Source organism: Nocardia yamanashiensis, from assembly GCF_021183565.1.
GTDB classification, from domain to species: domain Bacteria; phylum Actinomycetota; class Actinomycetes; order Mycobacteriales; family Mycobacteriaceae; genus Nocardia; species Nocardia yamanashiensis.
The window spans coordinates 6,100,649-6,126,491 of sequence record NZ_CP089226.1 but is presented as its reverse complement, the minus strand read 5'-3'; the positions used below and the strand labels follow the sequence as shown (position 1 = coordinate 6,126,491).

Sequence of the window (25,843 nt, the reverse complement as noted above, 5' to 3'; positions counted from 1 at the left end):
TCCGGGACCCGGATGGCGGCTGTATCACACCTCAGCAAATTCTCGGCTTGTTGTGGCGCGTCACATGTTGATCTCAGGTTCGGTGGGCGTACTGTCGAGTTACTACGTCATGTCGTAGATCGGCAGGGAGGTCGGATGAGCGCCGTAGACGTCGCGCGCTGGCAGTTCGGTATCACCACCGTTTACCACTTCATTTTCGTGCCGCTCACCATCGGCCTCGCCCCGCTCGTCGCGGTGATGCAGACGGCGTGGGTGGTCACCGGAAACGAACGCTGGTACCGGCTCACCAAATTCTTCGGGAAGCTGTTCCTGATCAACTTCGCGCTCGGTGTCGCCACCGGCATTGTGCAGGAATTCCAGTTCGGCATGAACTGGAGCGAATACTCCCGCTTCGTCGGTGACGTCTTCGGCGCGCCCCTGGCCATGGAGGCGCTGGTCGCCTTCTTCCTGGAATCCACCTTCCTCGGACTGTGGATCTTCGGCTGGACGCGATTGCCGAAAAAGGTACACCTGGCCTGCATCTGGCTGGTCGCCATCGGCGTCAACGCCTCGGCGTACTTCATCATCGCCGCCAACTCGTTCATGCAGCATCCGGTCGGGGCCAGGTACAACCCCGAGCGGGGCCGCGCCGAACTGGAGAGCATCTGGGCGGTCATCACCAACAACACCACCCTCGCGGCCTTCCCGCACGTGGTCGCCGGCGCCTTCCTGACCTCCGGCACCTTCGTCGCCGCGGTGGCCGGTTGGTGGATGGTGAAGAAGGTCCGGCAGAGCAAGCTCACCGGCGACGCCACCCTGCTCGACGAAGCCCGCGATCTGTGGCGGCCCGCCGGCAAGCTCGGCATGTGGGTGATCGCCCTCGCCGCCATCGGGCTCTTCATCACCGGTGACATCCAGGGCAAGCTGATGTTCAAACAGCAGCCCATGAAGATGGCGTCGGCCGAATCGCTGTGCACCACACAGGTGGACCCCGACTTCTCGGTCCTCACCATCGGCACGCACAACAACTGCGACAGCGTCGATCACCTCATCGAAGTGCCGTACGTGCTGCCGTTCCTGGCCGAGGGCAAGTTCAGCGACGTCGAACTCAAAGGCGTCAAGAACCTGCAGGTCGAATACAACGAGAAGTACGGCATCGGCGACTACCGGCCCAACCTGTTCGTCACCTACTGGTCCTTCCGCGCCATGATCGGCTTCATGGCGGGCCCGATCCTGTTGCTGCTGGCCGGATTCTGGGTCACCCGGCGCGGGCGGCTGCCGGACCAGAAGTGGTACTCGTGGCTGTGCGTGCTGGCCATCTTCACGCCGTTCCTGGGCAACAGCGCCGGCTGGGTGTTCACCGAGATGGGCCGCCAGCCGTGGGTGGTCGCGCCCAACCCGACCGGAGACCAGCACATCCGAATGACGGTGCAGCAGGGCGTATCCGGAGTCTCGCCGGGCACCGTGCTCACCTCGCTCATCGTGTTCACCGTGCTCTACGGGCTGCTCGCGGTCGCCTGGTTCTACCTGATGCGGCGCTACGTGATCGTCGGACCCGAACCGGCACAGGACGATTCGGATACCCCGAAGATGACCGGGGACTCCGTCGACAAGCTTTCGTTCGCCTACTAGGAGACGGCGATGACACTGCAAACGTTCTGGTTCCTGCTCATCGCCGTCCTGTTCATCGGCTATTTCGTGCTGGAGGGCTTCGACTTCGGCGTCGGCATGCTGATGGGCATCATCGGGCGCAAGTCCGAGGTGAAGCGGCGCGTCGTGCTCAACACCATCGGACCGGTGTGGGACGGCAACGAGGTCTGGCTGCTCACCGGCGGCGGCGCCATGTTCGCGGCGTTCCCGGAGTGGTACGCCAGCCTGTTCTCCGGGTTCTATCTGGCGCTGCTGCTGATCCTGGTCGCGCTGATCGTGCGCGCCTGTGCCATCGAATGGCGCGGCAAGATCAATGACGATCGCTGGCGGCTCGGGTGCGATATCGCCATCGGCATCGGCTCCTGGGTGCCCGCACTGGCCTGGGGTCTCGCCTTCGCGAACATCGTGCACGGGGTGAAGCTCAACGAGCGCAAGCAGGTCGAGGGCAACCTCTTCGATCTGCTCAACCCGTACGCGCTGCTCGGCGGGCTCACCACGCTGCTGCTGTTCCTGCTGCACGGGGCGGTGTTCGTGGCGCTCAAGACCGGCAACGAGGTCCGCGACGACGCGCAGGCGATCATCCGGAAGATCTTCGTGCCGACCGCGGTCGTGGTGGCGGTCTTCGGCATCTGGACCCAGCTGGCCTACGGCGAGGGCTGGACCTGGATTCCGTTGATCCTGGCGGTGATCGGGCTCGTGGTGGCCGGATTCGCCGCTACGCAAGGACGGGACGGCTGGGCCTTCGCGGGTACCGCCGTCACCATCGCCTCGGCCACGGCGCTGCTGTTCGGGTGCCTCTACCCGAACGTGCTGCCCTCGACCATCGACGACGCGTTCAGCCTGACCGTGGACAACGCGTCCTCCACGCACTACACCCTGGTGGTGATGAGCTGGGTGGCGGTGGCCATGGTTCCGGTGGTGCTGGTCTACCAGGCCTGGACCTACTGGGTGTTCCGCAAGCGGCTCACCATGGAGCAGATCCCGCCGTCCATCGGGCTGCCGCTGGAAACCGCGAAGAACTGAACTGGTTTACGCGCGACCCCCGGCGGATTCGCCGGGGGTCGCGTGCCTGAGGGAGGTCGAACATGGGACGGCCGATCGATCCGCGGCTGTGGCGGTACGCGCATTCGGCACGCCGGTATCTCGGACTCAGCGTGGCGCTGTCGCTGCTGACCACGGTGTGCATCGTGGTGGCGGCGCTGGCGCTGGCGAGCGTGCTGGCGGGGGTGATCACCGATCCGGGGCGGCGTGATATCGGTTCCTGGACAACCGAACTCGTGGCACTGGCCATCGCGGTGGCGGTGCGGGTCGCGGCCACCTGGTGGCAGTCCCGGCTGGCGCATCGGGCGGGCGCGCAGGTCGTCGCCGAACTCGAATCCGCCGTGGTCGCCGCGGGCGCGCAACTCCCGCCACGCGAATTGGAGCGCCGTCGAACCGAATTGGCGGTGGTGGCGGGCAGCGGGCTGAACGGCCTGCGCGGCTATCTCGCCGGATACCTGCCCGCCCTGCTGCTTTCGGTACTGGTCCCGCCGATCGTCCTGACGGTGATCGCCCTGCACGATTGGGTCTCCGGTGCGATCATCCTGGTCACCCTCCCTCTCATCCCCATCTTCATGATCCTCATCGGCCTGCTCACCCAGGGCCGCGCCAAGGACACGCTGACCGCCACCACCCGACTCTCCGATCAACTCCTCGATCTCTTCACCGGCATGCCGACGCTGCGCGCCCTGGGGCGAGAAACCGGTCGCGCGAACGCCTTACCCGAGGACGATTCGGCCGCCAGTGCGGAGAACCGCGGCATGGCGGGGCGAGTCCGAGCCCTCGGCGACGATCTGCACCGCCGCACCATGTCCGCCCTGCGCATGGCCTTCCTGTCCTCGATGGTCCTGGAAATGCTCGCCACCCTGTGCGTGGCCCTGGTCGCCGTCTCCATCGGCATGCGCCTGGTCTTCGGCAATATGGGCCTCTACGCCGGCCTGCTCGCCCTCATCCTCGCCCCCGAGGTCTACCTCCCGCTCCGCGCGGTGGGCGAACGCTTCCACGCATCACAGGACGGAATGGCCGCCGCCGAAAAGGCTTTCGCTGTGCTGGACCCCGACGACGCCGGCGCGCGCCCGATCACCGCCGACCCCACGGCGACGGCGGCCGGCCACCTCGCCCGCCGGACCGCCCCCGGACCGCGCCCGGGTAACCTGACGACGGGTGACCTGACGACGCCGCGGCCGACGGCGGCCGGTGCGCGTTCGACCGCGCCGGTATCCGGAGCCGCCGAGCAGCAGCCGAACGGCTCGGGAATCGCCGAGGGCGGCCCGGTCGGCGACCGGAGCATGAACGGGCGCATAGAAATCCGCGACCTCACCGTGGACGGTCGCGACGGCGCGGCCCCCGCCGGCCTGTCGGCGATACTGCGCCCCGGCGCGGTGAGCGTCCTGACCGGACCCAACGGCTGCGGGAAATCCACTGCGCTCCAGGTGATCCTGGGCCTGCTCCCATCCGATCGCGGCATCGTCACCATCGACGGCACGCCGCTCTCCGACCTCGACCTGGACGCCTGGTGGTCCCATGTCGCCTGGCTCCCGCAACGCCCCGTCCTGGTACCCGGCACGCTCCGCGCCAATCTCGAACTACTCGGCGCACCGGCCGGATCCGACGAGATCGCCTCGGCTTGCGCCGCAACGGGATTCGACCACGTTCTCGCCGAACTGCCCGACGGCTGGAACACCACCGTCGGCGCCGGCGGCCTCGGCCTGTCCCTGGGCCAGCGTCAGCGCCTGGCGCTCACCCGCACCCTCGCGGCCCCGCGGCAGGTGCTGTTGCTCGACGAGCCCACCGCCCACCTCGACGACGCCTGCGAGGCAACGGTCCTCGCGGCCCTGGTGGCCCGCGCTCGCGCCGGGGCCACCGTCGTCCTGGTCGGCCACCGCCCCTCGGTACTGGCGGTCGCCGACCACATCGTCGAAGTTCGCGGCACCACCGCCGAGGCTACGGACGAGGAGCCCGACCCGGCTCCCCGCCGGGAACCAGCGGTCACCGAATGTCATGGGGGCGTCGCCGAGGAGGACTCAGACCCGGCACTCCCATTGGAACCGGCAATGGCTCGAGAGAACCCCGCCCCAGCGACCCGCAGGCCGGAGGCACGGGCCTGGAACAGCACGGTGCCGGTCGGCATTCCGCCCGCGGCGTCGGCCGCCCCGATCGGCGAACTCGGTGGCACCGCGCTGGCGGGCGGCCGCGGTGATGGGCGAAGCGGCCGGCTGGACAGTGGCGTGCGATACGAGGAGAGCGGGCGATGAGCGGCTGGGTGGCGGACTTCGGGCGGATTCGGCGGCTGCTGGAGTTGTCCAGGGCGCGGATGGCCATCTCGATCGGGTGGGGGGTGCTGGCGCTCGGCAGCGGGCTGGGGCTGGCTGCCCTGGCGGCCTGGCTGATCGCACGGGCGTGGCAGATGCCGCCGGTGCTGGATCTGACCATTGCGGTGGTCACCGTTCGGGCGCTGGGGATTTCGCGCGGGTTGTGCCGGTATCTGGAGCGGCTGGCTACCCACGATGTGGCGTTGCGGGCTATGAACACCGCGCGTACGACCACCTACCGCACCTTGGCGGGGGCCGATATCTGGCGGCCGCGCCGGACCGGTGTGGTGGAGGCCGGGGCGAACGGCGCGGTACCGGGGCGCGCGGAAGACGGTGCGGGGCAGGGGGACTCGACGGAGCTGCGCCGGGGTGAATTGCTGGGGCGGGTCATGGGGGATATCGATGATCTCGGGACTGTCGTCGTGCGGGCCTTCGTGCCGATCACCGTGGCGGTGGTCCTCGCGTTGTTCGCGGTGGGTCTGCTGCTTCCCGTTTCCGTGCCCGCGGCGCTGATTCTCGCGGCCGCACTGGCGGTGGCGGGGATTGCGGCGCCGTGGCTTTCGGCTCGGGCGGCGCGGGAGGCCGAAGAGGCGGTGCGGACGGATCGGACCGAGTTCCAGGCGGCCGCGCTCACCGTGCTCGATCATGCGCCGGAGTTGCGGGTGGCGGGCCGGTTGGATGCCGCGCTCGGCGAGGCGAATTCGGCGGGGCTGCGGGCAGTGGCGGCGGAGGATCTGGCGGCTTCGCGGAGCGCGTGGGCGGCGGCCGCCACGCCGCTGTCGATCGGGGTGAGCGTGCTGGGCGCGCTACTCATCGGAATCGTGCTGTACGGCAGCGGGTCCGGGGTGCCGACGGCCGGGTTCCAGACCATCGCGCCGGGTGGGATCACGCCCATGGCGCTCACGGTCCTGGTGCTGGTGCCCTTGTCGGCGTTCGAGGCGGTGGCGGTGCTGCCCGCCGCCGCGCAGGCGCTGACCAACGGCCGGGCCGCGCTGCGGCGGCTGGAACGACTGGAACAGGCCGAATCCGAGACGGTGACAAGGGAATTCCCCGGGCTGCCGGACGGACGGCGGATCGCGGTGGTCGGTCCCAGCGGCGCGGGCAAGACCACTTTGCTCATGGCCTGGGCGGGGCTGTTCGACACCCCGCGCCCCGGCGTCACCTTCTTCGCCGAGGACGCGCACCTGTTCGGCACCACCGTGCTGGAGAATCTGCGGGTGGCACGGGGCGATATCACCGCCGCCGAAGCCGAGAACGCGCTGCGCATGGTCGGCGCGGGGGAGTGGCTGGATGCGCTGCCGGACGGCGTGGACACCGATTTGGTGGGCGGCGCCGCCGCGGTATCGGGCGGTCAGCGCCGCCGCATCCTGCTGGCCCGCGCGCTGCTCTCCCCGGCCCGGGTGCTGTTGCTGGACGAGCCGACCGAGCACCTCGAAGCCGAAGCCGGCGCGGACCTGCTGCGGCGGCTGCTGGACGACACCAGCGGCCTGGTGGAACGCGATCGGACGGTAGTCGTGGTCACCCATCAACTGCCCGCGGATCACCGCGCGGACACCGTGGTGCGCGTGGCCGGAAACGGTGACACATCCATCGACCGCCTTATTCCCGCAAACCAGCTCTGAGCTGGGATTTCGCGGTCCGAGAAAATACGTTGCCGCCGCTGTCCGCTTTGACTACTTTCATCAGTACACAAGAGAGGAGGTGGTCGAAGAAATGGTTATTTCTAGGACGCGTGAGGTGGCTGTCCGCTAGGTGCCCACCGCTGCACTGGGTTTTCTCTTAGAGCGACCCGTTCGCGCGAACGCCTCGCGAATCCCAGGCAGTCACCCGGCCCCCGAGTCTCCGGTCTTGTCCGACCGGAATCGCGTGAGTTGCATCCGCGATACAGACTCGGGGGTCGTTCCTTTTCCGCCTCCCCGAGCCTTCAGCGCACGGCCGGGTGCCGAAACCGCTGGCATTGCGTGCCTGCGGAAGTGCCGTTGCGAGTTCCGGACGTACCCGGTGAGTTACCCCGAAGGTCGCGAAATCAGTTGTTGCGGTTGTACTCAGCCGATGTAGCGCTGCAGGCGGGCCGACAGCCGGGGTTCCAGGGCGCCGTCGGCGGCGATGCGCTCCTCGACGTAGCCCAGGTCGCCGCCCTCGACGATGCCGTAGAGGCGCTTGGCGCCGCCGACCACCACGCCGGACTGGCTGCGGATCACCACGTCGGTGGCGAGCTCCCAGGACGACTGGGTCAGGGCCTGGCCGTAGAAGAGCTCCACGATGCCGGAGGAATGCGTGAGCAGCAGCTCGAGCACCTCGTCGTCACCGTCGATGCCGACCCGCCAGAAACCGCTCTCACGCAGATCGGGGCCGGCGTACGCGCCCTCGGAATCGAGCTTCCAGGAACGCGATTCCCACGCCAGATAGTCGCCGCCGTCGTGCGAGACGATGATCTGCTGGCCGAAGCGGTAATCGCCGCTCTCGGGCTCGTTGCCTTCGCCCTCGCCGCGCCAGACGCCCACCAGGGGCAGCAGCGCGAGCATGGAGGAGCTCAGGTCGGGGCCGAGCCGGAGGTTGGCGGTGTCCTCGGGCAGCGGTAGATCGGGGAGCGAGGGAATGTTCAGCACCCCGGTGGACTTGGCGCGCTCGACCGCGTCGGCGACCGCCTTGTCACCGCTCAGGCGTGCGCCGTCCGCACGGTTACCGGCCGTCTCGGTGGACGTGCCGTTGGCCGTTGTGTTGTCGACGTTCTCGCTCGCCGACTCGCTCACGACTCGGTGAACAGCCGGTAGAGGACGTACAGACCGAACCACGCGATCAGTACGGAAACGAGAACCAGCAAGACCTCGAAGAATTGCACCACGGATCGGAGTCTAGTCACCCGTGCCCGGTGACACGAAAACGACCCCGGGAAAATGAATCCCGGGGCCGTTTCGAGTGTTTCGCGCGAATTGCGCGAGCCGCACCGTGTCTTACTTGGCGACGGTGACATCCACATTGTGGATGCCGGCGCCTTCCGGCTTGGCCTCGGCGGAACCGTTGCCGGACGCCGACAGCGCGCGGATGGTCCAGGCGCCGGGGGCGGCGAAGAAGCGGAAGTCACCGGTGCCGGAGGCCACGACCTCGGCGGTGAAGTCGCCGTTGCCGTCGAGCAGGCGCACGAACGCGCCGCCCACGGGCTGGCCGTCAGTGCTCAGGACGCGGCCGGTGATGACCGTTTCCTTCTCGACGTCGACATTGGCGGGCAGGGCCTGGCCCTGGGTAGGTGCTGCGCACATGTGATTAGGCTCCCAACTCGATCGGTGCACCGACGAGGGAGCCGTACTCGGTCCAGCTCCCGTCGTAGTTCTTGACGTTCTTGTGGCCGAGCAGCTCCTGCAGCACGAACCAGGTGTGCGAGGAACGCTCGCCGATACGGCAGTAGGCGATGGTCTCCTTCTCGCCGTCCAGCCCGGCCTCCTTGTAGAGCTCGGCCAGCTCGGCGTCGCTCTTGAAGGTGCCGTCCTCGTTCGCGGCCTTGGACCACGGCACGTTGATGGCGGTCGGGATGTGGCCCGGGCGCTGCGACTGCTCCTGCGGCAGGTGGGCCGGGGCCAGGATCTTGCCGGAGAACTCGTCGGGCGAGCGCACGTCGACCAGGTTCTTGGTGCCGATGGCGTTGATGGCCTCGTCACGGAAGGCGCGGATCGACAGATCCTGCTCCGAAGCCTTGTAGGAGGTGGCCGGGCGCACCTTGACGTCCTTGACCAGCGGGCGGCCGTCCAGTTCCCACTTCTTGCGGCCACCGTCGAGCAGCTTCACGTCCTGGTGGCCGTAGAGCTTGAAGTACCAGTACGCGTAGGCCGCGAACCAGTTGTTGTTGCCGCCGTACAGCACCACGGTGTCATCGTTGCCGATGCCGCGGGCCGACAGCAGATCCGAGAACTGCTCCCGGTTCACGAAGTCGCGACGGACCTGGTCCTGCAGGTCCTTCTTCCAGTCGAGACGCACGGCGCCCTCGATGTGCCCCAGATCGTAGGCGCTGGTGTCCTCGTCGACCTCGACGAGCACGACGCCCGGGGTGTTCAGGTTCTCTTCGACCCAGTCAGCGGAGACCAGGGCATCGGAGCGAGCCATGTTGTTCCTTTCAGTGTTTTGCCGGAAGCAGGTTGGTTGAGAGGCGGAAAAGGGTCAGTTGGTCGCGGCGGCGCCGGACCGCAGGCGCGCGACGAGGGGATAGATCTTGCAGCCCAGGCAGATTCCGAAGGCGGCGTTCAGGAAGGCCGCGAACAGCGCGAATCCGGTGAAGATCGCGCCCGCCACGGTGGCCCCGGCCGCGAAGCCGAGCACGCCGAGCACGGCGAAGATCAGGCCGACCAGCTGCGCGAACCGCAGCGGCGCAACGGGTTCCAGCTCGGGGGCGGGGCCGATGCGGGGCGCGACGAGCTTCGCGTAGAGCGTGCCGTAGGGGCTGCGGCGGGGACCGTTCAGCGCGCCCAGCCCGAAAACCACGGCCTGGACGGCCAGCAGCACGGTGGCGGCGGGAACGGAGAAGACGGAGACGATCAGCACGAGCGCCAGCACGGCGGTGGTGATCCAGGCGGCGAAGCGGGGGCCGCGGACATCGACCTGGCCGGAAGGGATTCGGCCCGTTGACGTTTCTAACTCTGGGCTGTTCTGGTTCGACATGAGAGTGCTCCTGCGCTGGAGGTGTATTGGCCAAATTCGCCGGAGGATCTACGCGCGATCACTCGTACGGCGGGGTCAAACCCGGTCGGCGACAGAAGAATTCGAAAGGCCGACCGGCTAGCGGCACAGGCAGCAACAACCACCGAGGCGGCACAGGTCTACTGTGCGGCGTCGGGTGAGCATCAGCTCGCGGTTGGATTGCACGTTGGGAAGTTTACCCAATTTTCGGGGGAAATTGGACCCGGGGTCCGTAATGCTGGTCACTCGGTGGGTCCGGAGACCGTTGAAGACCCCAGTGACGTGCGCAAATCCGCGGCCTTGGGAACTCCGGAGATGCGGAACCGTTCCACTCCTTGGACATCGAGGACGAAGGTGGTGGGCAGCGAGAGCACGTTCAGCTCGCGCGCCAGCGCCGGCTCGGCATCGATGTCGACCTCGAGATCCAGCGGCGGCGCGGGCGAATCGGCGAGCTCGGCGACCACGTTCGCCACCACCCGCCGCACCGCCGCGCACGGACCGCACCACTCCGCGGAGAAATGCAGCACCGTCGGCCGGCCCGGAATCACGCCGGCCGCGGCCAGCAGTTCGGCCCGATTCGATTCCCGGGCCGCGCTCGCCACCGGCGCGGAATCGCGCACCCGGCCTTCGTTGCGGCGGACCAGGACTCCGGCCACGATGGCGGCGACGACGGCGACGGCGAGAACGACGAGGGTGATCACGGTTGGTTCAACCGATCCAGGTCGATGGTTATGTCCTTGCCCGTCCCCTCGACCACGATCTGCCCGCCGCTGGCCTCCACCTTCATCGGGCGGATGCCGAACGGCAGGTCCTTGGTGTCGATGGTGCGGGTGAAGCGCGCCAGCACGCCGGCCTTGTCCTCGTCGGAGATGCGCACCGGCTTCTCGGCGTCGGGGCCGAGGGCAGCGGGACTGGCCTCGTTGCCGTAATAGATATCGGTGGCGGTGATGCGGACCTGATCGCCGTCGAGGCGCAGATCGGCCAGCACGCTCACCACCCGCCCCTTGTCCTTGGTGCCGGTCGGGACGACGGTCTCGGCGGGGGAACCGATCGGCAGCGTGCCGGTCAGGATGATCGCGCCCTGGGTGGTCGCGCCGGTGCCGCCGGAACCGCCGGAGCCGTCGGACTTGTCGGCGGGCGGCCCGAAGACCTGCAGATCCGGAATCTTGAACAGCCGGCCCAGCTCGGTCGGCTCGATCCGCATGCGGGCCTCGGCCTTGTCGACCGGCACCTTGCGCACCCGATCGTCCACCAGGTCCCCGAAGGGCAGATGCACCCCGCGCAGATTGGCCTCGACCATGATCTCGCCCGGAATATCGGGCCGCTCGGAGCGCGCGCGAATGTCGATGTTCCGGTAATCGCCGTCGAAGGCCTGTGCCACGAACGGGAAGCCGTGGAAGGTGACCTCGGGATCGGCACTCAGATGCGACCCCTCGCGCAGCAGCCGGGACACCCGATATTCGGAGTAGGCGGCGACCCCGAAATCGAGCACGACCGCGAGCCCTGCCACACAGAGCAGCGCAATGATCACCCGCCGGAAAGACATACGAGCACCCTAGTGGGGAGCGCTGGAACTGTCCGATGCCGCCGTCGGAGTGAGGTGGATCTCGATTAGTTGTGATTTTGGCGGTAACCGGGGTTGCGATGGCCGCCCGGAATGCGAGGCTGTGGGCTCGGACGCGCTAATGTAGCAACCGACTTACCTGTGATAACCAGCATGGGGCCGTGGCGGACAGTGCAGTAGCCACGCACATGCCAGATGGGATGGAGGGCCCCCATGGAGCTGCTCCTGCTGACCTCCGACCCCAATCCAGAGGCGGTACTGCCGTCGCTGTCGTTGCTGCCGCACCACGTGCGACCGGCTCCGACCGAGGTGGCGTCGCTGCTCGAGGCCGGTTCCGCCGATGTGGCACTGGTCGACGCCCGTACGGATCTGGCCGCCGCGCGCGGCCTTTGCCGTTTGCTGGGCAGCACCGGATCGTCGGTGCCGGTGGTGGCCGTGCTCACCGAGGGCGGTCTGGTCGCGGTGAACGCGGACTGGGGCCTGGACGACATCCTGCTGCCGGGCACCGGACCCGCCGAGCTGGACGCGCGGCTGCGACTGCTGGTCGCCCGCAACGGCGGCGTGGCGAGCCCCGAGAACACCGGCAAGATCACGCTCGGTGAGCTGGTCATCGACGAGGGCACCTACACCGCGCGTCTGCGCGGCCGCCCGCTCGACCTCACCTACAAGGAGTTCGAACTCCTCAAGTACCTCGCGCAGCACGCCGGCCGGGTCTTCACCCGCGCGCAGCTGCTGCAGGAGGTCTGGGGTTACGACTTCTTCGGCGGCACCCGCACCGTGGACGTGCACGTGCGACGGTTGCGCGCCAAGCTCGGCAGCGAATACGAATCGCTCATCGGCACGGTCCGCAATGTCGGCTACAAGGCCGTGCGGCCGGCGCGCTCCAGCAAGGGCGACACCGTCACCTTCCCGGAGGCGGAGGGCGCGGACGACGAACTGACTTCGGCGAACGGACCTGTGTAGTGAGTCTTGCGGGGGAGTGGACCGCGACCGTCTCCGATCAGCTGGCCCCGCGGGTGCGCGGCGTGCTGGAGCGGGCCACCGCGGCCGACGGGGTCGCCCCGGTGTCCGAGCAGGCCGTGCTTTCGCTGACCGCGGAGTCCGAGGCGCGGCATTTGGTGGTCGTGCGCGACGATGCCGTGGCGGGGTACGCGAATCTGGTTCCGGCGCACGGGGAACACCCGGCCATGGCCGAGGTGGCGGTGGATCCGGCTTTCCGGCGGCAGGGGATCGGGGCCGAGCTGGTGTCGGCCGCGCTGAGCGCGGGCGGACCGGGCGCGCGCGTCTGGGCGCATGGGAATCTGGCCGCCGCACAGGGTTTGGCGGCGCGGCTCGAATTGTCGGTCGCACGTGAGTTGTGGCAAATGCGGCGGGATCTCGCTAATACCGGGCTACCGGAATTGACGGTGCCGGCCGGGCTCGAATTGCGCACGTACGCCGGGCCTTCCGACGATGCCGAAATCCTGCGGGTCAATAACGCGGCCTTCTCCTGGCATCCGGAACAGGGCGGCTGGACCGAGCGCGATATCGACGCGCGCCGCAAGGAATCGTGGTTCGACCCGAAAGGTCTTTTCATCGCGGTCGATCCGGCGGATCCGGACAAGATCCTCGGATTCCATTGGACCAAGATCCATCACGACGAAAACCCGCCGGTCGGTGAGGTTTACGTGGTCGGGATCGACCCCTCGGCTCAGGGCCGCGGGCTCGGCCGGCTGCTGACCCTCGCGGGTCTGCACTATCTGCGCGATCGCGGACTGGATTCGGTACTCCTCTATACCGAGGCCGACAACACCGCCGCCGTGCACACCTATACGCGGCTGGGCTTCGCGCCCTTCCATATCGACGCCGCGTATTCCGCAGCGACGGTTTCGTAGGACGACAGCGGGTTCCAGGGGCAGGCCCCGGGAGTCCCGTATGTCGTGGTGCGGGAATCCGCAACACTGCGGCTAATGTCACACAACATGCGGCGCAATCGGGGTGACGTGTTCATCTCCCGTTCACCTGCCCAGGTCCAACTGTCAACCGTGCGCCCCTACGTTGCTTGTGGGCGGCACACCGCTGCCCGGTGTGCTAGTTCGCAGCGAACGGCCATCCACACAGCGCCCGTCCGACCGTTGAGGGGTCGGGCGTGCAGACCGTGATTCGCGGAGGAATAGTGAATCTCAAGCGCAGCAGCGCCCTGCTCGGTGTGCTGGCCGCGGCCGGTGCCCTGACTCTTTCGGCTTGTGGCTCGGACGACACCGGCGCCTCCGGTGGCACCGCCAAGATCGACGTCGCCTGCGGCGGCAAGAGCCCGCTCAAGGCCAGTGGCTCGTCCGCCCAGAAGAACGCGATGGACCGTTTCGTCGCCGCCTACCAGACCAACTGCAGCGGCCAGAAGCTGGACTACACCGCTTCCGGCTCCGGCGCGGGCGTGAACGAATTCCTCGGCTCGCAGACCGATTTCGCCGGTTCCGACTCGCCGCTGGACGCCAAGAAGGACGAGATCGCCAAGGCCGCCGCCCGCTGTGGCGCGCCCGCGTGGAACCTGCCGGCCGTGTTCGGCCCGATCGCCGTCACCTACAACATCCCGGGCGTGACCGACCTGGTCCTGGATGCCAAGACCATGGCGAAGATCTTCTCCGGTGAGATCGCCACCTGGGACGACCAGGCCATCAAGGCGCTGAACGCCAACAAGGCGGACAAGCTGCCGGCCGAGAAGATCGCCGTGATCTTCCGCTCGGACGAGTCGGGCACCACCGACAACTTCCAGAAGTACCTGACCGCCGCCGGCGGCTGGAGCAAGGGCGCGGGCAAGGTCTTCAACGGCGGCGTCGGCGAGGGCCTGAAGGGCAACGACGGCACCTCGGCCGCGATCAAGAACACCAAGTTCGCGATCACCTACAACGAGTGGTCGTTCGCGCAGGCGCAGAACCTGTCCATCGCGCGCATCCTGACCGTCGAGACCTCGCAGGACCCGAAGCCGGTCGAGCTGAACGCCGATTCCGCGGCCAAGGCCATCGCGGGCGTGAAGATCAGCGGCGAGGGCAACGATCTGGTGCTGGACACCTCGTCCTTCTACAAGCCGACCACCGCCGGCGCGTACCCGATCATCCTGCCGACCTACGAGATCGTGTGCTCGAAGTACAGCGATGCCGATACCGCCAAGGCGGTCAAGGCGTTCCTGACCTCGGCCGTGGGCAATGGTCAGACCGGTCTTTCCGAGGCGGGCTACGTGCCGATCCCGGACGCTTTCAAGACCAAGCTGACCACCGCGATCAACGCCATCAGCTGATCGATCGATAAAACCATGACCGTGCACGACGAAATAACACCCGCGGGTCAGTCCGTTTCGACCGGCCCGCGGGGGGACCGTGCCCAGCCGCCGGGGGATACTGCGCTCATGCCGACCGAACCCAGCACCAAGCCGGCCGCCGGACAGAAGCCCGCCAAGTACGGTGCGGAGTTCTTCTTCCGCTCGGCCGCCACCGCCGCGGGCGGCATCATCGTCGCCTCGATCGCCCTGATCGCGCTGTTCCTGCTGGTGCGGGCGGTGCCGTCGGTGCTGGCGAACAAGGCGAACTTCTTCACCAGCACGGAGTTCAACACCTCCGACGCCAACAATCTGCGCTTCGGCATCAAGGACCTGTTCATGGTCACGGTGCTGAGTTCGATGCTGGCGCTGGTGATCGCGGTGCCCATCGGTGTCGGGATCGCGTTGTTCCTGACGCAGTACTCGCCCAAGCGCCTGGCGCGGCCGTTCTCCACCATGGTGGATCTGCTGGCCGCGGTCCCTTCGATCGTGTTCGGTCTGTGGGGCGTGCTGGTGCTGGCTCCGAAACTGGAGCCGCTCCAGAGCTTCCTGAACGACAAGCTCGGCTGGTTCTTCCTGTTCTCCAAGGGGAACCTGACCAGCTACCTGGGCACCATCTTCACCGCGGGCGTGGTGCTCGCGGTGATGATCCTGCCGATCATCACCTCGGTGAGCCGCGAGGTCTTCGGGCTCACCCCGCTCTCGCACATCGAGGCGGCGCAGGCGCTCGGTGCCACCAAGTGGGAGGTCGTGCGGCTCACCGTGCTGCCCTACGGCCGCTCGGGTGTGATCGCCGGTTCCATGCTGGGCCTGGGCCGCGCGCTCGGTGAGACCATCGCCGTCCTCATCGTGCTGCGCACCGCCGCCCAGCCGGGCAACTGGTCGCTGTTCGACGGCGGCTTCACCTTCGCCTCCAAGATCGCTTCGGCCGCTTCGGAATTCAGCTCCAAGCTGCCGACCGGCGCCTACATCGCCGCCGGTTTCGTGTTGTTCGCTTTGACCTTCGTCGTCAACGCACTGGCCCGGCTGGTCGCGGGCGGGAAGGTGAACGGATGACCACCACGCTCGACAAGCCGGTCAAGGCCCCCACCTTCCGGCACGTCTCCACCGCCCGGCGGATCAAGAACAATGTCGCCACCGGCGTCGTGTGGGCCTGCTTCTTCATCGCGCTGGTGCCGCTGCTCTGGGTGCTCTACACGGTCATCCAAAAGGGCTTCAGCATGGTCGCCGATATCGACTGGTGGACCAAGTCGCAGAACAACGTGCTGCCCGATCAGTACGCGGGCGGCGTCTACCACGCCATCTACGGCACCATCGTGCAGTCCGCCATCGCGGCGGTGATCGCGGTGCCGCTGGGCATCATGGCCGCGGTCTATCTGGTCGAATACGGTCGCGGCTGGCTGGCCAAGGTCACCACCTTCATGGTCGACATCCTGGCCGGCGTGCCGTCCATCGTGGCCGCGCTGTTCATCTTCGCGCTGTGGATCGCCACCTTCGGCTTCCCGCAGAGCGCCTTCGCGGTATCGCTGGCGCTGGTGCTGCTCATGCTGCCCGTGGTGGTGCGCTCCACCGAGGAAATGCTGAAGCTGGTGCCCGACGAACTGCGCGAGGCCTCCTACGCGCTCGGCGTGCCGAAGTGGAAAACCATTGTGCGGATCGTGGTTCCGACCGCGGCCCCCGGCATGATCTCCGGCATCCTGCTGTCCGTCGCCCGCGTCATGGGCGAGACCGCGCCGGTGCTGGTGCTCGTCGGCTACTCCAAGTCGATCAACTTCGACGTCTTCAACAACAACATGGCCTCGCTGCCGCTGTTGATGTACCAGGAGTTGAGCAACCCCCGGGCCGCCGGCCAGGCGCGCGTGTGGGGTGCGGCGCTGACCCTGATCCTGATCATCGCGCTGCTGTACCTCGCCGCTGCCGCGGTCAACAAGCTGCTGACGCGGAACCGATAGAAGGAAAGACAGATGGCCAAGCGGATCGACGTCAAAGACCTGAATATTTTCTACGGCAAGTTCCACGCCGTCTCGGACGTGTCGCTGACCGTGTTGCCGCGCAGCGTGACCGCCTACATCGGCCCGTCCGGCTGCGGTAAGTCCACCGTGCTGCGCGCGCTGAACCGCATGCACGAGGTGACCCCGAGCGCCCGCGTCGAAGGCGCGGTGCTGCTCGACGGCGAGGACATCTACGGCGCGAACATCGATCCGGTGGGCGTGCGGCGCACCATCGGCATGGTGTTCCAGCGGCCGAACCCGTTCCCCACCATGTCCATTCGCGACAATGTGGTGGCGGGGCTGAAGCTGCAGGGCGTGCGCAACAAGAAGGAACTCGACGAGGTCGCCGAGCGCTCGCTGCGCGGCGCGAACCTGTGGAACGAGGTCAAGGACCGGCTCGACAAGCCGGGCGGCGGGCTCTCCGGCGGTCAGCAGCAGCGACTGTGCATCGCGCGCGCCATCGCGGTGTCGCCGGACGTGCTGCTCATGGACGAGCCGTGCTCCGCGCTGGATCCGATCTCGACGCTGGCCATCGAGGATCTGATCTCCGAGCTGAAGAAGGAGTTCACGATCGTCATCGTCACGCACAACATGCAGCAGGCTGCGCGTGTGAGTGACCAGACGGCCTTCTTCAACCTCGAGGCTCAGGGCAAGCCCGGCCGCCTGATCGAGATCGACGAGACCGAGAAGATCTTCTCCAACCCGTCGCAGAAGGCCACTGAGGACTACATCTCCGGCCGCTTCGGCTAAACGGCACCCGAACTAGACGGCCCCCGATCCTGAACGGATCGGGGGCCGTTTTTGTATCGGGGGGACTCGACGGCCCCCGATCCTGAACGGATGGGGGCCGTTTGTATGGGGGACCCGATGACTCCGACCCTGAACGTCTCGGGAGCCCCTTTTGTATTGGGGGTATGGGGGCCTGGCCCCCATACCCCCTCTTCTTTTCGAGGCGAAGCCACGAATGTGTGCTGCGTCATAGGACGCGCGTGCTGTTGTGTGCAACCGTCGGTCACAGTTAGTCTTCCTGCAAGTAAACCAATCGGTTTAGTCAGGAGGTGTGTCGGATGACGGTGTCAATGGCGACCCGGGGTTCCGGGACCGCGGGGCTCTCGTCGAGGGCGAAGATTGCGGCTCTGATCGCGATCTGTCTCGCGGAACTGCTTGTCGTGCTGGATAACACGCTGGTCAACGTGGCTCTGCCCTCGATGGCCGTGCAACTGCAGGCGGATATGGCCGGCCTGCAGTGGATCGTGGACGCGTTCACGCTCGCGTTCTCGGGCCTGCTGCTCGCCATGGGCCATCTCGGTGACCGCTACGGCCGCCGGCTGTTCATGGTCATCGGCCTGGTCGGCGTCGCCGCCATGTCCGCGGCGGGCGCGCTCTCCTCCGGCCTCGGCCAGGTCATCGCGGCCCGCGCGGGCATGGGAGTCTTCGCCGCGGTCGTCTTCCCGGCCACGCTCGCCCTCATCACGAACATCTTCACCGCCAAGCGCGAACGCGCCGCCGCCATCGCGCTCTGGACCGCCATGGCCGGCGTCGCCATCGCGATCGGCCCGACCGTCGGCGGCTGGCTGCTGGAGTACTTCTCCTGGCATTCGGTGTTCTGGATCAATGTCCCGGTCGCACTGGTCGCCATCGTGGCCGTGTATCTGACCGTCCCGGAGTCCAAGGCCGATCACGTCGATCGCCTGGACCGCATCGGCATCGTGCTCTCGCTGATCGGCATCACGGCACTGGTGTGGAGCATCATCGAGGCCCCGAAGCACGGCTGGCTGTCCACCCAGAGCCTGCTGGGCTATCTCTTCTCGGCGATCGCGTTGACGGTGTTCGTGCTGTGGGAACTGCGGGTGGCGACGCCGGTGCTGAACATGCGGCTGTTCAAGAACCGCCGTTTCGCGCTGCCGTCGCTGGCGATCACCGTCTCGTACTTCTCCGCGTTCGGCTTCCTGTTCCTGATCACCCAGTACTTCCAGGGCGTGAAGGAACTGTCTCCGCTCCAATTCGGCATCCACTCACTGCCTTTCGCGGTGGCCGTGGGTCTCGCCGCGCCCGTCGCGACCCTGCTGGCGCAGCGCGTCGGCACCACCGCCATGGTGGTGTCCGGCCTGCTCATCCTGGCGGTGGCCATGTACATCGCCGGGCAGACGAAGGTCGAAACCGCTTATCTCGGACCGGTTGTGCTGTCGATGATCCTGATGGGATTGGGCTTCGCGGTGGTGCAGGGACCGGCGACCGAATCCATCATGGGCTCCGTGCCTTTGGAGGAGGCGGGCGCGGGTTCGGCCGTCAACGACACCACGCGTGAGGTCGGCGGTGCGCTGGGCGTGGCGCTGCTGGGCTCGATCATGGGCTCCATCTACACCTCGCGGGTGGCCGACAAGATCGCCGGAATCCCGAACCAGATCATGAACCCGCAGCAGAAGGAGCTGGCGAGCAATACGCCGATCAGCGTGCTGGAGATCGTGAAGGCCCCGGTGAATCCGATTCTGGCCCCGGCGAAAACGGATCTGATCCACTCCATGAAGGTGGCGGCCCTGGAAGGCGCGCAGGCGGCTTCCTACGTCGCGGTGGGCACCTTGGTCGTCGCGGCCGTGATCGTCGCTCTCACGCTGCCCTGGAAGCCGGAACGCGGCGAGTCGTACCTCATGGGCTGGCGCGAGAAAGAGCCTGCCCCAACCGATTCCACGGCGGACTGAAGATATGACCGACGCCCGCACCGTGTCTGTGCGGGCGCCGGTCGTGGGGGCTGCCCCTGAAACCCCTTGGTCTTCCGGGGTTTCAGGGGTTCACCCCTGAGAACTTCCGAGAGTCAGATGGACTCTTTCTCCGAATCCGGGTCCGGCGGCAGCACGCCGGTCACCAGGAACACCACCCGCCGGCCGATCTCCACGGCGTGGTCGGCGAAGCGCTCGTAGTAGCGGCCCAGCAGCGCCACGTCCACGGCCGAAGCCACGCCGAACTGCCAGTCACGATCCATGATCAGCGTGAACAGGTGCTTGCGCAGATCGTCCATCGCCTCGTCGTCGTCGGTCAGCTTGAGGGCGCGCTCGGGATCACGGGTCTCGAGCACCTCCTTGGCCGCCGCGCCCATCTTGACCGCGATCCGGCCCATCTCGGCGAAGTAGCTGTTGACCGCCTCGGGCACCGCGTGCGCCGGGAAGCGGCGCCGGGTCATCTTGGCGACGTGCAGCGAGAGCACGCCCATCCGGTTCACGTCGGAGACGATCTGGATGGCGCTGACCACCTGCCGCAGGTCACCGGCGACGGGCGCCTGCAGCGCCAGCAGCGCGAAGGCCTTCTCCTCGGCCAGCTGGATCATCTCGGCGATGCGGTCGTATTCGGTGATCACCTGCTCCGCGAGCTCGAGGTCGGCGCTGAGCAGCGACTGGGTCGCCCGCTCCATGGCCGATCCGGCGAGCCCGGCCATGCCACCGAGCAGGTCGGCTAGCTCGGCCATTTGTTCGTTGTAGATGACACGCATGATTCAAGACATTAGTGGTCGCCGGGAACCAAGTCACCAACGGTGGGTTAATCATCGGTGCCGGTCGGTCGTGTCCGGTTCCCCGCAGCTCGGAGCGGGTGCTCGTGAACCGCTATTTACAAGTGTCGTCGGCGGCGTTCACGTGCTCCAGATCGGACGGCAGTGTGACCGGCGCCCCAGCCGCGGTCTCGGTCGGCGTGTCGGGCAGCGTCTGCCCGAAGGGGGTCGCGGTGCGCACGGTGCCCGCGTAATCGGTGCCCAGCACCACCTCGACGATGCTGCCCAGACCGGTGGTCGATTCCAGGGTCGCGCCCGGGATGGCGCTGGCCACGGTCGCGGCGGCGGCCTCCTGCCCGCTGGAATAGCGGACCTTGGTGCTCGCCGAGACGCCGTCGGCGTAATTGCCGGTGCTGTAGATCTTGAAGCCCTGGTTGGCCAGTTTGGTGGCGGCCGTGGCGGCCACGCCGCCGACCCCGGAGGCGTTCGACATCTGCAGCGAGACGGTGCTCGGATCCACCGCCGTCAGTTTGGGTTTGGCCGTCGGCGCCGCGCTGGTGGTCCCGGCCGGGGCCTCCACCTTCTTCTCGCCGGGCAGCGGCTGATCGTCGATGATGGCGCGGAAGATGGCCTGGATATCCGACGTACGCGGGATCTCGTTGCCGTAGGAGGTGGTGCCGGCGGTCGGCACGGTCAGGAAGGTGATCGCGCCCGTCTCCATGTTCTTGAGCGAACGCCCCAAGGTCAGCAGGTCTTTGGTGGTGACGTTGTCCATGAAGGAGTGCTCGGCGAAGGCATTGATGAAGCCGTTGAGCTTGCCCATGTCGAAGAGCACCTTGCTCGAGGTCGCGCTGCGCAGCAGTGAGGACAGGAAGCGCTGCTGCCGGTTGATGCGGTCGTAGTCGGAGCGTTCCTCGCCGACCACGTGGCGGGCGCGCACGTAGTCGAGGGCGGTGGCGCCGTCGACCTTCTGCTTGCCGGGGGTGGTGAGCACGGTGCCGAGGATCTCGTCGACCAGCGGCTTGTTGGTGCAGACCTCCACGCCGCCGATGGTGTCGACCATGGCCTCGAAGCCCGCGAAATCGATGCCGATGAAGTGGTTGATCTTCAGGCCGGACATCTTCTGGATGACCTTGGTGAGGCATTTGGGCCCGCCGAGGGCGTAGACCGCGTTCAGCTTGTCGCCCATGGCCGACGGGAACTTCTCGCCGGTGTACCGGCCCTTGTCGTTGTCCCAGCCCTCGCATTCCGGGCGGGTGACGTCCAGATCGCGCGGGAACGAGACGGCGACCACGCGGGAGCGGTCGGCCGGGATATTGACCAGCATGACGGTGTCGGCGCGGGCGCCTTCGGCGTCGTCGAGGGTGCCCGCGCCCAGCTGCGAGTTCACGCCCGCGCGGGTATCGGTTCCGATGATCAGGTAGTTCTCGTCGCCGTACTGCGCGCCGACATCGACGATGTCCTCGGAATTCGTGTCGATGGCGTTCACGTGGTTGAGATCGCCGTCTTTGGCCTTCTGGTAGCTCCATCCGGTGCCGGTGATGATCAGGCAGAGCACCGCGAAGAGCGCACCCGAGATCCGGCCCGCCAGTTTGATCTTCCGATTGCGCCGCCTGCGACTCGCGGACAGCCGGGACAGCGGTTTCGCGCCGACGGCGGCCGGGAGCGCGGTGGTGGGGTAGTCGGCGGGCGACTCCACCTGAATGCCGGTCTGCGCCTTGCCCTTCGGCTTCGGTGCGGACGGCGCGGGGGTGATCGCGGGTAGTTCCTCGGTGGGCGGATCGGCCACGGCGGCCCGGCGCATCTCGCCCTCCACGCCGCGCTGGGCGGCAGCGGGAGCGGCCACCTGATGGCGCGCGCCCGTGCTGCCCGGGTCCGCGGGTACGGCCCGGCGTGCGCCGGTGCTGCCCGGGTCGGTGGGTACGGCGCGGCGTGTGCCGGTGCTACCTGGATCGGTGGGTACGGCGCGGCGTGCGCCGGTGCTGCCGGGATCGGCGGGAACCGCCCGGCGTGCGCCGGTGCTGCCGGGATCGGCGGGTACCGCGCGCCGGGCCCCGGTGGCCCCTGGGTCGGCGGGCGCGGTGCGGCGCGTGCCGCTGCCGTTCGCGTCGGGTCCGCGGCGAGAGCCGTTGGGGGCAGCCGGTTCCGGCGCGGCCGTGCGGCGCGCCCCGGTGCTGCCCGGATCCGCCGGTGCGGGGCGGCGGGTGGGCCCGCTGCCTACCTCCGGCCAGCCCGCGGAATTGCCGGGTTCTTCGTAATGCCCGTTGGCGCCGGGGTTCTCGTCGGGTTCGGAACGGCGACGACGCCGGGTCTTGCGTTCGCTGTCCACGCGTTCGACGAGATCCTGTACTGAGATGGGCGCGGAACCGCCTGCGGCATTGTCGTTGTGCCGGGAGCGTCGGCCGGTGTGATTCTGGGCAGCGTCTTCCGCGACGGAGCGCTCCCAGGGGGCGCGACCTCCGGGCCGAGGCGTGCGCCCGTACCGATCGTCACCCACCAACGAACCTCACTTTGCTATTCGATGCCGACCGCCATGATAACGATTTCGCCACGGTGAACCACTTGAACCGAATTTAGTCCCGGCTAACTCACGAACACCGCTGGTCCGCCGCGTGCGCTTCGATGCGGTGGATCGACGCCTGGCGGAAAGTCTGCCAGTGCGACGGCGATACGGCCGGGAGCGGATGGTGACTTTTCAGCCTCCGCTGTGCATCACATCGGCAGCGCAGGGGACGGTCGGATCGTCCGGGTCGTCGAGCCAGCCCTCGGGCAGGGTGACCTTGCCGGGCGAGCCCTGCCGGCCGCGCGGGCCCTCGGCGTCCTTGGGGAACGGGGCCGTGGGATCGAGCTGCCCGATCAGGTCCTCGAGTTCGGCGAGGCTGCCGACGGTGGCGAAGCGGCGGCGCAGTTCGGAGCCGACCGGGAAGCCCATCAGATACCAGGCCATGTGCTTGCGGATGTCCCGCATGGCCTTGTCCTCGCCGTCGTGCTCGACGAGCAACTGGGTGTGCCGGAACAGGATCTCGCCGACCCGGCCCAGATTCGGCCCGGCCGGGATCGGCTCACCGCGCAGCGCGGCCTCCAGCTCGCCGAAAAGCCAAGGGCGGCCCAGGCATCCGCGCCCGACCACGACGCCGTCGCAGCCGGTCTCGGCCATCATGCGGACCGCGTCGCCGGCGCTGAAGATATCGCCGTTGCCCAGCACCGGAATCGAGGTGACGGCTTCCTTGAGCCGCGCGATGGCGGTCCAGTCGGCCTCGCCGGAGTACCGCTGCGCGGCCGTGCGAGCGTGCAGCGCAACGGCTTTCGCGCCCTCGGCCTCGGCGATGCGGCCGGTGTCGAGATAGGTCAGGTGCTCGTCGTCGATGCCGATCCGGAACTTCACGGTGATCGGCACGCCGGCCGGTTCGGCCGCGGAAACCATGGCGCGCATGATGTCCCGGAACAGCTGGCGCTTGTAGGGCAGCGCCGCGCCGCCGCCGAGGCGGGTCACCTTGGGTACCGGGCAGCCGAGATTCAGATCGATGTGGTCGGCCATGCCCTCGCCGACGATGATGCGCACGGCCTCGCCGAGCGTCTTGGGATCCACCCCGTACAGCTGCATGGAGCGCGGGCTCTCGTCCGGCCCGAACGCCATCATGTGCAGTGTCTTCTCGTTGCGCTCGACAATGGCGCGCGCGGTGATCATCTCGCACACGTAGATCGAGGTGGCGCTGCCGAACTCCCGGCACAGCGTCCGGAAGGCGACATTGGTGATGCCCGCCATGGGAGCCAGCACGACCGGCGGATCGACCGGATAGGGGCCGATCCGCAGTGCGGTTCGCGAGGTCTCGAGCGTCGTCACGCCGACCAGTGTCTCATCCGCGCCCCTGTGGCCGGTCCCACATGTCCCGCCCGATGGCATCGATCACATTCGCCGGGCGGGAAAGCGACGGCCCCGCCCGACCGTGGCGGTCGGGCGGGGCCGTGGCAGGCGGTCGCGGATCAGCTCGCGTTGGACGCGAGTTCCTTCTCGCGCTTGGCGGCCTCGCGGGCCAGCATGCGGTCGCGCTGCTCCTCGAACTTCACGACGTCCTTGCCGAGCTTCTCGAGGAAATTGCCGAGGCGGTCGCGGGTCTGCTCGCCGCGCGCGCTGAAGTCGTCGCGCTCGAAGATGCGCCACTTCTTCAGCACCGGGTTCACCACTTCCTCGAGGTGCTGGCGCAGGTCGTAGATGCCGTGCTTGGCCATCAGCACGCCGTTGCGGCGGAAGTTGGGCATACCGGCGCCCGGCATCTGGAAGTTCTCCAGGATGAGGGTGATGGCTTCGAGGGTCTGGTCGGGGCTCAGGTCCAGGGCCGCGCCGCACATGTTCCGGTAGAAGATCATGTGCAGGTTCTCGTCCGCGGCGATGCGCTGCAGCATGCGGTCGGCGATGGGATCGTCGCAGACCTTGCCGGTATTGCGGTGCGAGACGCGGGTGGCGAGTTCCTGGAAGGTCACGTACGCCACCGAGAACAGGAAGCCCGCGCTGCCCGGGAGCTTCTCCAGTTCCTCTGTGGGCGAGGCGAATCCATTGGTCATGTGGATCATGCGGGCCTGCTCCAGGGCGACCGGGTCGACGCCGCGGGTGACCACCAGGTAGTCGCGCATGACGATGCCGTGCCGGTTCTCCTCGGCGGTCCAGCGGCCGACCCAGGTGCCCCAGGCGCCGTCCTGGGAGAAGTTCTCGGCGATCTCACGGTGGTAGGAGGGGAGGTTGTCCTCGGTGAGCAGGTTGGTGATCATCGCCGCCTTGGCGAGCTCGCTCAGCTTGGACTGTTCCGGATCCCAGTCGATGCCGCCCATGGCGGCGAAGTTCCGGCCCTCTTCCCACGGGACGTAGTCGTGCGGGTGCCATTCCTTGGCCAAGGAGAGGTGGCGGTTGACGTTCTCCGCGGCAACCGGCTCCAACTCCGTCAGCAGCTCGAGTTGAGTCAGATCCTTTGCCATAAACATGCCCTTCATGTTGTGCGTGGTTGCAGTTGGTTCCCTCGCCGGCCGCAGTGCCGCGGCCCATACCTTACGTGACCGTAGGGTGATGTGAAACTCACACGATTGCCATTGCGCAGGAGGTGACCGTTGTCATACGACAACGGCCCACAGCGACGTCTATCGCCATGGGCCGCAGTTCGTTAGCCGCACACCGGGACTCGGTGCAATGTCACTTCTTGCCGCCGAGCAATCCGCCCAGCACGTTCCCGAGCACACTGCCCGCGTTCTGACCGACCGCCTTGCCGAGAATGTCGCCCAGACCGCCGCTGCCGCCCTGGCCGCCGCCGGTGGCGCCCCCCAGCAGGCTACCCAAGATGTCGCCGATGCCGCCGCCGCCCGCCTGGGCTCCGGTCGCCGCGCCGCCACCGGCGCCCGCGCCGCCGAGCATCTTCTTGCCCACGTAGGCGAGCACGATCGGGGCCAGCATGGGGAGCAGCTTGGACATCAGGTCCTGGGTGATGGCGCTGCCGCCGACATTGCCCAGGGCGCTCATCACGGTGTTCTTCTCGGCGCCGAAGGTCTGCTCCACCACCTGGTTGCCGGCGGTGGTGTCGACCTGGTCGATATTGACGCCGCCTTCGAGCAGATCCTCTGGCTGCTTTGCGATTTCGCCTTCCAGATGCGCTGCCGCGTCGGGGTTGCCGGCCTGTGCCTGGAAGCCGCCGAGCAAGACGGGGATGGCCGCACTGATCGCGGTGTTCGCGGTCGCCTGATCGACCCCGAGCTTGTCGGCGATCTGTGCGACGGGTACTTGGGAGAGCAGGTCATCGAAGGAAGTCATGAACTCCGCCTGTGGTGATGGGGACCCGGATAAGCCCTAACAGGCTCACGGTAGGCGAAAACCGGACAGATTGC

General features: G+C 67.6%; 22 protein-coding genes. 11 read left to right on the top strand and 11 right to left on the bottom strand.

What is annotated here, in order from left to right:
* The first annotated feature begins 135 nt into the window (after nucleotides 1-135).
* From LTV02_RS28270 to LTV02_RS28255, 4 genes are all read left to right on the top strand, one after another.
* Nucleotides 136-1,611 carry a cytochrome ubiquinol oxidase subunit I gene (locus LTV02_RS28270; RefSeq protein ID WP_233034868.1) on the top strand — a complete coding sequence of 492 codons (1,476 nt, stop codon included), beginning with the start codon at nucleotides 136-138 and terminating at the stop codon, nucleotides 1,609-1,611.
* A gap of 9 nt (nucleotides 1,612-1,620) precedes the next feature.
* Nucleotides 1,621-2,652, top strand: a complete 1,032-nt coding sequence (gene cydB / locus LTV02_RS28265) for a cytochrome d ubiquinol oxidase subunit II (RefSeq protein WP_233034866.1) — start codon at nucleotides 1,621-1,623, stop codon at nucleotides 2,650-2,652.
* Between the two features lie 62 nt (nucleotides 2,653-2,714).
* Nucleotides 2,715-4,922, top strand: coding sequence for a thiol reductant ABC exporter subunit CydD (cydD, locus tag LTV02_RS28260; protein ID WP_233034864.1), 2,208 nt, complete (start codon nucleotides 2,715-2,717; stop codon nucleotides 4,920-4,922).
* Complete coding sequence (locus LTV02_RS28255) at nucleotides 4,919-6,601, top strand: ATP-binding cassette domain-containing protein (RefSeq protein ID WP_233034863.1); 1,683 nt, start codon at nucleotides 4,919-4,921, stop codon at nucleotides 6,599-6,601. Before cydD ends, LTV02_RS28255 begins: the two co-directional genes overlap by 4 nt.
* 423 nt (nucleotides 6,602-7,024) lie before the next feature.
* On the opposite strand, the gene LTV02_RS28250 is transcribed toward LTV02_RS28255, so the two are convergent.
* The 6 genes from LTV02_RS28250 to LTV02_RS28225 form a co-directional block, all read right to left on the bottom strand.
* A complete protein-coding gene (locus tag LTV02_RS28250; protein ID WP_067720996.1) occupies nucleotides 7,025-7,732 on the bottom strand; it encodes an FABP family protein in 708 nt (235 codons plus the stop codon).
* 201 nt (nucleotides 7,733-7,933) lie between these two features.
* Nucleotides 7,934-8,239 (bottom strand): DUF1416 domain-containing protein, encoded by a 306-nt coding sequence (locus LTV02_RS28245; RefSeq protein ID WP_067720997.1) that lies wholly within the window; start codon nucleotides 8,237-8,239, stop codon nucleotides 7,934-7,936.
* A 4-nt stretch (nucleotides 8,240-8,243) separates the two neighbouring features.
* Nucleotides 8,244-9,077 carry a sulfurtransferase gene (locus LTV02_RS28240; protein ID WP_067720998.1) on the bottom strand — a complete coding sequence of 278 codons (834 nt, stop codon included), beginning with the start codon at nucleotides 9,075-9,077 and terminating at the stop codon, nucleotides 8,244-8,246.
* Nucleotides 9,078-9,131: 54 nt separating this feature from the next.
* Complete coding sequence (locus tag LTV02_RS28235; protein ID WP_233034861.1) at nucleotides 9,132-9,629, bottom strand: DUF4395 domain-containing protein; 498 nt, start codon at nucleotides 9,627-9,629, stop codon at nucleotides 9,132-9,134.
* A 260-nt stretch (nucleotides 9,630-9,889) separates the two neighbouring features.
* The gene (locus tag LTV02_RS28230) at nucleotides 9,890-10,348 is read right to left on the bottom strand and encodes a thioredoxin family protein (RefSeq protein ID WP_233034860.1); all 459 of its coding nucleotides are present in this window, start codon (nucleotides 10,346-10,348) and stop codon (nucleotides 9,890-9,892) included.
* Nucleotides 10,345-11,193, bottom strand: a complete 849-nt coding sequence (locus LTV02_RS28225) for an LmeA family phospholipid-binding protein (protein WP_233034859.1) — start codon at nucleotides 11,191-11,193, stop codon at nucleotides 10,345-10,347. Before LTV02_RS28225 ends, LTV02_RS28230 begins: the two co-directional genes overlap by 4 nt.
* Nucleotides 11,194-11,424: 231 nt before the next feature.
* On the opposite strand from LTV02_RS28225, the gene LTV02_RS28220 reads away from it, so the two are divergent.
* The 7 genes from LTV02_RS28220 to LTV02_RS28190 all read left to right on the top strand — a co-directional run bounded on the left by LTV02_RS28220 (nucleotide 11,425) and on the right by LTV02_RS28190 (nucleotide 19,193).
* On the top strand, nucleotides 11,425-12,174 hold the full coding sequence (locus LTV02_RS28220) for a winged helix-turn-helix transcriptional regulator (protein WP_233034858.1): 750 nt from the start codon (nucleotides 11,425-11,427) through the stop codon (nucleotides 12,172-12,174).
* A complete protein-coding gene (mshD, locus tag LTV02_RS28215) occupies nucleotides 12,174-13,085 on the top strand; it encodes a mycothiol synthase (RefSeq protein WP_233034857.1) in 912 nt (303 codons plus the stop codon). The genes LTV02_RS28220 and mshD overlap by 1 nt, the downstream gene beginning before the upstream one ends.
* Nucleotides 13,086-13,366: 281 nt before the next feature.
* A complete protein-coding gene (gene pstS / locus LTV02_RS28210; protein ID WP_233034856.1) occupies nucleotides 13,367-14,485 on the top strand; it encodes a phosphate ABC transporter substrate-binding protein PstS in 1,119 nt (372 codons plus the stop codon).
* Nucleotides 14,486-14,593: 108 nt separating this feature from the next.
* A complete protein-coding gene (gene pstC, locus LTV02_RS28205; protein WP_067721005.1) occupies nucleotides 14,594-15,559 on the top strand; it encodes a phosphate ABC transporter permease subunit PstC in 966 nt (321 codons plus the stop codon).
* Nucleotides 15,556-16,455: a phosphate ABC transporter permease PstA gene (pstA, locus tag LTV02_RS28200; protein WP_233034855.1), complete on the top strand. Its 900-nt coding sequence runs from the start codon at nucleotides 15,556-15,558 to the stop codon at nucleotides 16,453-16,455. The genes pstC and pstA overlap by 4 nt, the downstream gene beginning before the upstream one ends.
* A gap of 12 nt (nucleotides 16,456-16,467) precedes the next feature.
* Nucleotides 16,468-17,244, top strand: a complete 777-nt coding sequence (gene pstB, locus LTV02_RS28195) for a phosphate ABC transporter ATP-binding protein PstB (protein WP_067721007.1) — start codon at nucleotides 16,468-16,470, stop codon at nucleotides 17,242-17,244.
* 329 nt (nucleotides 17,245-17,573) lie between these two features.
* A complete protein-coding gene (locus tag LTV02_RS28190; protein WP_408639424.1) occupies nucleotides 17,574-19,193 on the top strand; it encodes an MFS transporter in 1,620 nt (539 codons plus the stop codon).
* 113 nt (nucleotides 19,194-19,306) lie between these two features.
* On the opposite strand, the gene phoU is transcribed toward LTV02_RS28190, so the two are convergent.
* From phoU to LTV02_RS28165, 5 genes are all read right to left on the bottom strand, one after another.
* Nucleotides 19,307-19,978, bottom strand: a complete 672-nt coding sequence (gene phoU / locus LTV02_RS28185; RefSeq protein WP_067721009.1) for a phosphate signaling complex protein PhoU — start codon at nucleotides 19,976-19,978, stop codon at nucleotides 19,307-19,309.
* Between the two features lie 112 nt (nucleotides 19,979-20,090).
* Complete coding sequence (locus LTV02_RS28180) at nucleotides 20,091-22,472, bottom strand: LCP family protein (protein ID WP_233034852.1); 2,382 nt, start codon at nucleotides 22,470-22,472, stop codon at nucleotides 20,091-20,093.
* Between the two features lie 198 nt (nucleotides 22,473-22,670).
* Nucleotides 22,671-23,741: a tRNA dihydrouridine synthase DusB gene (dusB, locus tag LTV02_RS28175; RefSeq protein ID WP_233041728.1), complete on the bottom strand. Its 1,071-nt coding sequence runs from the start codon at nucleotides 23,739-23,741 to the stop codon at nucleotides 22,671-22,673.
* A gap of 218 nt (nucleotides 23,742-23,959) precedes the next feature.
* The gene (locus LTV02_RS28170; RefSeq protein ID WP_067722960.1) at nucleotides 23,960-24,946 is read right to left on the bottom strand and encodes an acyl-ACP desaturase; all 987 of its coding nucleotides are present in this window, start codon (nucleotides 24,944-24,946) and stop codon (nucleotides 23,960-23,962) included.
* Between the two features lie 211 nt (nucleotides 24,947-25,157).
* Nucleotides 25,158-25,769 carry a DUF937 domain-containing protein gene (locus LTV02_RS28165; RefSeq protein WP_233034850.1) on the bottom strand — a complete coding sequence of 204 codons (612 nt, stop codon included), beginning with the start codon at nucleotides 25,767-25,769 and terminating at the stop codon, nucleotides 25,158-25,160.
* Nucleotides 25,770-25,843: the final 74 nt, after the last annotated feature.